The sequence below is a fragment of the Paraburkholderia bengalensis genome (assembly GCF_037126505.1).
GTDB classification, from domain to species: domain Bacteria; phylum Pseudomonadota; class Gammaproteobacteria; order Burkholderiales; family Burkholderiaceae; genus Paraburkholderia; species Paraburkholderia bengalensis.
The window spans coordinates 1-5,320 of the sequence record NZ_JACFYJ010000189.1; the positions used below are offsets into that span (position 1 = coordinate 1).

A 5,320-nucleotide genomic window follows, 5' to 3' on the forward strand; every position below is an offset into this window, starting at 1 on the left:
CGAGCCCGGCCAGCACGCCAATCGCCGACGGCACGCAATGCGGCAGGCGAGGCGCGGCGCGCATCCGCGCGCGGGCGCCGGCACTTGCGCGCACGCTGTCAACCCACGGCAACCTTAGCGAACAGGAATCAGACCCATGACGATCCGCGCGCTGCATGTCGCAAGCGAGCTGTATCCCCTTCTGAAAACGGGCGGTCTCGCCGATGTCGTGGGCGCGCTGCCGCCCGCGCTGATCGAGCTGGGCGCCGACGTCCGCGTGCTGCTGCCGGGCTTTCCCGCCGTGCTTGCCGGGCTGGCGGACCTGCAGCCCGTCGCGCGGATCGGCGAGCGCTTCGGCGCGTCGAACGTCATGCTGGAGCGTGGCACGCTGGCCGCGAACGGTCTCGTCGTGTACGTGATCCGCGCGCAATCGCTGTACGATCGCGGCGGCAATCCCTATCTCGACGCCGAGCACGTGCCTTACGGCGACAACGCGCAGCGTTTCGCGATGCTCGGCTGGACGGCCGCGCAGCTCGCGCAGCAGCTCGACCCGGCATGGGCGCCGCAAATCGTCCACGCGCACGACTGGCACGCAGGCCTCGCGCCCGCCTATCTGAAAGCCGCCGAGCGCGAACGCGGCAAGCCGTCCGCGCGCACCGTCTTCACGATTCATAACCTCGCGTATCAGGGCATTTTTCCCGCGCACCAGTTCGGTCAGCTAGGACTGCCCAGCGACTTCTTCCACATGAGCGGCGTCGAGTTTTACGGACAGATGTCGTTCCTGAAAGCCGGCCTCTTCTACAGCGACCGCATCACGACGGTGAGCCCCACTTACGCGCGCGAAATCCAGACGCTCGCGCAAGGCGGCGGGCTCGACGGCCTGCTGAGCCAGCGCTCGCACGATCTGTCGGGCATCCTGAACGGCGTCGACTACACGGTGTGGAATCCGTCGACGGATCAGCTCGTCGCCGCCCGCTACACCGACACGCGCCTTGCCGGCAAGCGCGCCTGCAAGGCGGCGCTACAGGAGCGCTTCCATCTCGCGCAAAAGAGCGACGCGCTGCTGTTCGGCGTGGTCAGCCGGCTGACCGAGCAGAAAGGCCTCGATCTGCTGCTCGCGTCGTTGCCTGAAATCATCCGGCGCGGCGGGCAGCTGGTCGTGTTCGGCACGGGCGACCCCGCGCTCGAAAACGGCCTGCAACGCGTGGCGCAGACGCACCCCGACTGCGTCGCTGTGGAGCTTGGCTTCGACGAGACGCTCGCGCATCAGATCGTCGCGGGCAGCGACGTGATCGCCGTGCCGTCGCGCTTCGAGCCGTGCGGGCTCACGCAGCTCTACGCCCTTGCATACGGCTCGCTGCCGCTCGTGCATCGCGTGGGCGGGCTGGCCGACACGGTCGTCGACGCGTCGCTCGAGAACATCGCCGACGACCTCGCGACGGGCTTCGTATTCGAGCGCTTCGAGCCGGAGGCGCTGACGGCGGCGATCCGCCGCGCGTTCGCGCTCTATGCGCGGCGCACCGACTGGAAGGCGGCGCAACGCCGCGCGATGGGCCAGAACTTCGGCTGGGGCGCGTCGGCCGAGCGTTACCTCGCGCTGTATCGCGAACTGGTTTGAGCGCGCGGGCAGCGTGATGCGCCGCCGCGCGAATTGATGGTTCGATGCAACACGACAGGGCCGGACCGACGCCGCAGCGCAAAAACTCATGTATCTTTTGATGAACGGCGCGTGACGCGGGTGTGGCTTGCGCGTCACCGCGAACTGCGCCAAAGCGGTGCGGGAGCAGCGGGCGCGCACACGGCTCGCGGGCTAGCCGGATTGCGTATCGACCGCGCCGCCCGGCCAGCGGCCGATACCCGGTCCACCCATCCAATCAGCAGTCGTCGGGCGCCGTCGCTGCGCCGTATCGGTTCAACATGAAAAACGTTCTGAGCATTCAGTCGCACGTCGTATTCGGGCACGCAGGCAATAGCGCTTCCGTTTTTCCGATGCGCCGCCTCGGCGTGAATGTGTGGCCGCTCAACACGGTGCAGTTCTCGAACCATACGCAATACGGGCATTGGGAAGGCAGCGCGATCGACGCGTCGCAGATGTTCGCGCTCGTCGAGGGAATCGGCGCGATCGGCATGCTGCCGCGCTGCGATGCCGTGCTGTCCGGCTATCTGGGCACGCCCGAGCAGGCGCAGGCGGTGATCGAAATCGTGCGGGCCGTGAAGGCCGCCAATCCCCACGCGCGCTATATCTGCGACCCCGTGATGGGCACGGCGACGGGCTGCCGCGTCGAGCCGGGCATCCAGAAGTTTCTCGTCGACACCATGCCGGAAGTGTCCGACGTGATGTGTCCCAATCACAGCGAGTTGCAGCGGCTCGTGGGCCGCGAGATCGAAACCGTCGAAGAAGCCGTCGCCGCGTGCCGCGAACTGATGACGCGCGGGCCGAGGATGGTGCTCGTCAAGCATCTGCTCGATCGCAACAGTCTCGCCGACCGCTTCAACATGCTCGTGGTGACCGAGCGCGAAGCATGGATGGGCCAGCGTCCCCTCTACCCGTTCGCGCGCCAGCCGGTGGGTGTCGGCGATCTGACGAGCGCGGTGTTCGTCGCGCGCTGGCTGCTCGGCGACTCCGTGCGCGGCGCGTTCGAGCACACCATTGCCGCCGTCAACGCCGTCGTGCGCGCGACGTGGGACGCCGGGCGTTATGAACTTGAGATCATCGCCGCGCAGGACGATATCGCGCGGCCGCGCGACTGGTTCGATGCATGGGTGGTCGAGTCGGCGTAGCGGCCGCAGGCGCCCCCGCCCCGCGCCTGTCAGCCTGACGTCCTATAATGCGTGCCGCGCGAAACCGCGCGGCATTTTTTATTGGCACTGGTTTGACTGGCACTGAGAAGAGGCATCGATGGACGGCATGATCCGCAGCGAACGCGAAGAACAGTTTGAAGAGATGTGCATCAGCGTCGATGCTGAAGAGACGCACGAGCAGGAAGCGATCGAGTTCTTCGAGTCGCAATTCGGCGAAGCGGATTTCGACGCTGCGCAATGGCTCGACATCGCGCTCTACTACTCGCCCGCCGTCGCGCGCGGGATCATCGACATGGTCACGCCCGACGACAAGGCGCGCAGCAACATCGCCGAAGTGATTGGCGACAACCTGGACATCTCGTATGGCGAGCAGGAATGCCAGCAGTACGCGGAAACGATTCACTTCGCGCTCGCGAACGGCGTGCCCGTCGATCTCGACGTGGTGCTCGACGGCTGCCAGCGCGCGATCGACGACCTCGACACGTGGGCCGAAGACGACGTGAAGGAACCGCTGCTGCGTCTGCGCGAAGAACTGCTGCGCATGCAGGGCGAGCAGTAGAACAGTAAGAGCAATAACGTCGACCTCGAACGGCCACACCGTCGATACGCGCAGCAGCTTCGACATGAAGCGCTGCGCATGCCGAACGCTCAACGCTCCCGGCAAGCAACACGGCACCCTTCTCTCTCGCGCGCACGTCGACACCACAGCGCGCGCTTGCCTCCAGCGCCGCCACCGCGCGCACATCTTCTCAGCCGAGGCTTAACAAATCGGCTTCGCGCACTGTGCTGAAATGCGCATCCAACATGCCGCGAACTGCCAAGACGCACGCATATTGGCTTTCTATATTCGCGCCACGGATCGGCTGCTGCACGCGGGTTGCGCGATGTTCGCGGTGCGTCGGCAGGTCGTGGCGACGTGCATCGGCTTTGGTGTTTTCCATCATTGCCGCGCGGCCCGCAAGATCCTTACGCTAGTTCGTGTTTTTGTTTGTGTACGGTTTGCGTACGTCATCAAGGAGACCTGTCGACAACACTGCATCGCGCAATCCGACCGGCAACGTCGTGCGTTTTCGTCCGTTTTCATCCGTTTTCGCGCGCACGGCGTGCACTGTGAGCCGGCTGTTTTTCCCATCCCTGTCTGCCGATGTAAGGAGAAACCATGAGCTTTTGCAAGACGCTGAAACCGTTTGCCGTAATGTTGGGCGCTGTGCTGTCGGTTGCGCCCGTCGCCAGTTTCGCCGCCGACGAAGTGCCCGTGAAGATCGGCTTCGCCGCGCCGATGACGGGCGCGAACGCCGGATACGGCAAGGACCTGCAGAACGGCGTGCGGCTTGCCATCGAGGAAGCCAACGCGCAGAAGATCAAGATCGGCGACAAGGTCGCGCGCTTCGAACTCGTATCCGAGGACGATCAGGCCGACCCGCGCATCGGCGTGCAGGCCGCGCAGAAACTGGTGGACCAGAACGTATCCGTGATCGTGGGCCACTTCAATTCGGGCACGACGATTCCCGCTTCGCAGATCTACGAGCAGGCGGGCATTCCGATGATCGATCCTGCCGCGACGAACCCCACCATCACGAGTCGCGGCTTTGCGAACACCTTCATGGTGATTTCCACCGACGCGCAAAACGCCGGTAATGCGGGCACGTATGCCGTGCAGGTGACGAAGGCCAAGCGCATTGCGATCATCGACGATCGCACGGCCTTTGGCCAAGGCGAAGCGGACGAGTTCGAGAAGGCCGTGAAGGCGGCAGGCGGCAACATCGTCGCGCGCGAGTTCACCAGCAACTCGGCCGTCGATTTCAGCACGCAGCTGACGAAGATCAAGTCGACGAACGCCGATCTGATTTTCTTCGGCGGTCTCGACACGCAGGCAGCCGCGATCGCGAAGAAGATGAAGCAGCTCGGCATGACCGCGCAGTTGCTGGGCGGCGGCGGCGTCGAAGATCCCGAGTTCGTGAAGCTCGCGGGCGACGCTGCCGAAGGCGCGATGGCCTGGGAGTATGGCCGGCCGCTTGCTCAACTGCCCGGCGGCAAGGACTTCTCGGCGAAGTTCAAGAAGCGCTTCGGCGACGACATTCTGTCGTATGCGCCGTTCGGCTATGACGCCGCGTGGGCCGCGATCAAGGCGATGCAGACGGCGAAATCGACGGACCCGAACGTGTATCGCGCGACGCTCAAGGGCATCAGCTTCGAGGGCGTGACGGGGACGATCTCGTTCGACAGCACGGGCGCGTTGAAGAGCGCGGCATCGACGCTGTATCAGGTGAAGAACGGGGTGTGGGTGCCCGTCGTGACCAAGAGCGGCGTGTAGGTTCTGGTTTTAGTTTTAGTTTTGCGGCGATGCCCGCGTCGGGGTGGGGTTTTTTGCCCTTGCGCGGGCAACCGGGATAGTGGCTACGCGGCGCGGGCGTTGCCGTTGTGTGCTTGCCGTTTGCGTGGGCATCCGCGATGGCGGTGTTTGCTGCGCAGGCTTTTCTGATGTGTGTTCGCCCTCTGCGCTGGCATCCGCGATGGTGTCTTTGCTGCGCAGGCTTTT

Annotated in this window: 6 protein-coding genes; 4 read left to right on the forward strand and 2 right to left on the reverse strand. The window is 64.9% G+C overall.

Annotation, left to right across the window (positions count from 1 at the left end; genetic code table 11):
- Positions 1-136: 136 nt before the first annotated feature.
- The 3 genes from glgA to H3V53_RS42165 all read left to right on the forward strand — a co-directional run bounded on the left by glgA (position 137) and on the right by H3V53_RS42165 (position 3,340).
- A complete protein-coding gene (gene glgA, locus H3V53_RS42155; RefSeq protein ID WP_336602890.1) occupies positions 137-1,597 on the forward strand; it encodes a glycogen synthase GlgA in 1,461 nt (486 codons plus the stop codon).
- 299 nt (positions 1,598-1,896) lie between these two features.
- Positions 1,897-2,760, forward strand: a complete 864-nt coding sequence (pdxY, locus tag H3V53_RS42160) for a pyridoxal kinase PdxY (RefSeq protein WP_054926763.1) — start codon at positions 1,897-1,899, stop codon at positions 2,758-2,760.
- 118 nt (positions 2,761-2,878) lie between these two features.
- Positions 2,879-3,340, forward strand: coding sequence for a hypothetical protein (locus tag H3V53_RS42165; RefSeq protein WP_336602891.1), 462 nt, complete (start codon positions 2,879-2,881; stop codon positions 3,338-3,340).
- 190 nt (positions 3,341-3,530) lie between these two features.
- Here the strand turns inward: H3V53_RS42165 and H3V53_RS42170 are convergent, their stop codons facing one another.
- Complete coding sequence (locus tag H3V53_RS42170) at positions 3,531-3,725, reverse strand: hypothetical protein (protein WP_336602892.1); 195 nt, start codon at positions 3,723-3,725, stop codon at positions 3,531-3,533.
- 215 nt (positions 3,726-3,940) lie between these two features.
- Here H3V53_RS42170 and H3V53_RS42175 point away from each other — a divergent pair, with 215 nt between their 5' ends.
- Entirely contained in the window at positions 3,941-5,095 is a 1,155-nt protein-coding gene (locus H3V53_RS42175; RefSeq protein WP_336602893.1) for a branched-chain amino acid ABC transporter substrate-binding protein, read from the forward strand.
- Positions 5,096-5,110: 15 nt separating this feature from the next.
- Here the strand turns inward: H3V53_RS42175 and H3V53_RS42180 are convergent.
- On the reverse strand, positions 5,111-5,320 hold a 210-nt coding region (locus H3V53_RS42180), incomplete at its 5' end, for a hypothetical protein (RefSeq protein ID WP_336602894.1).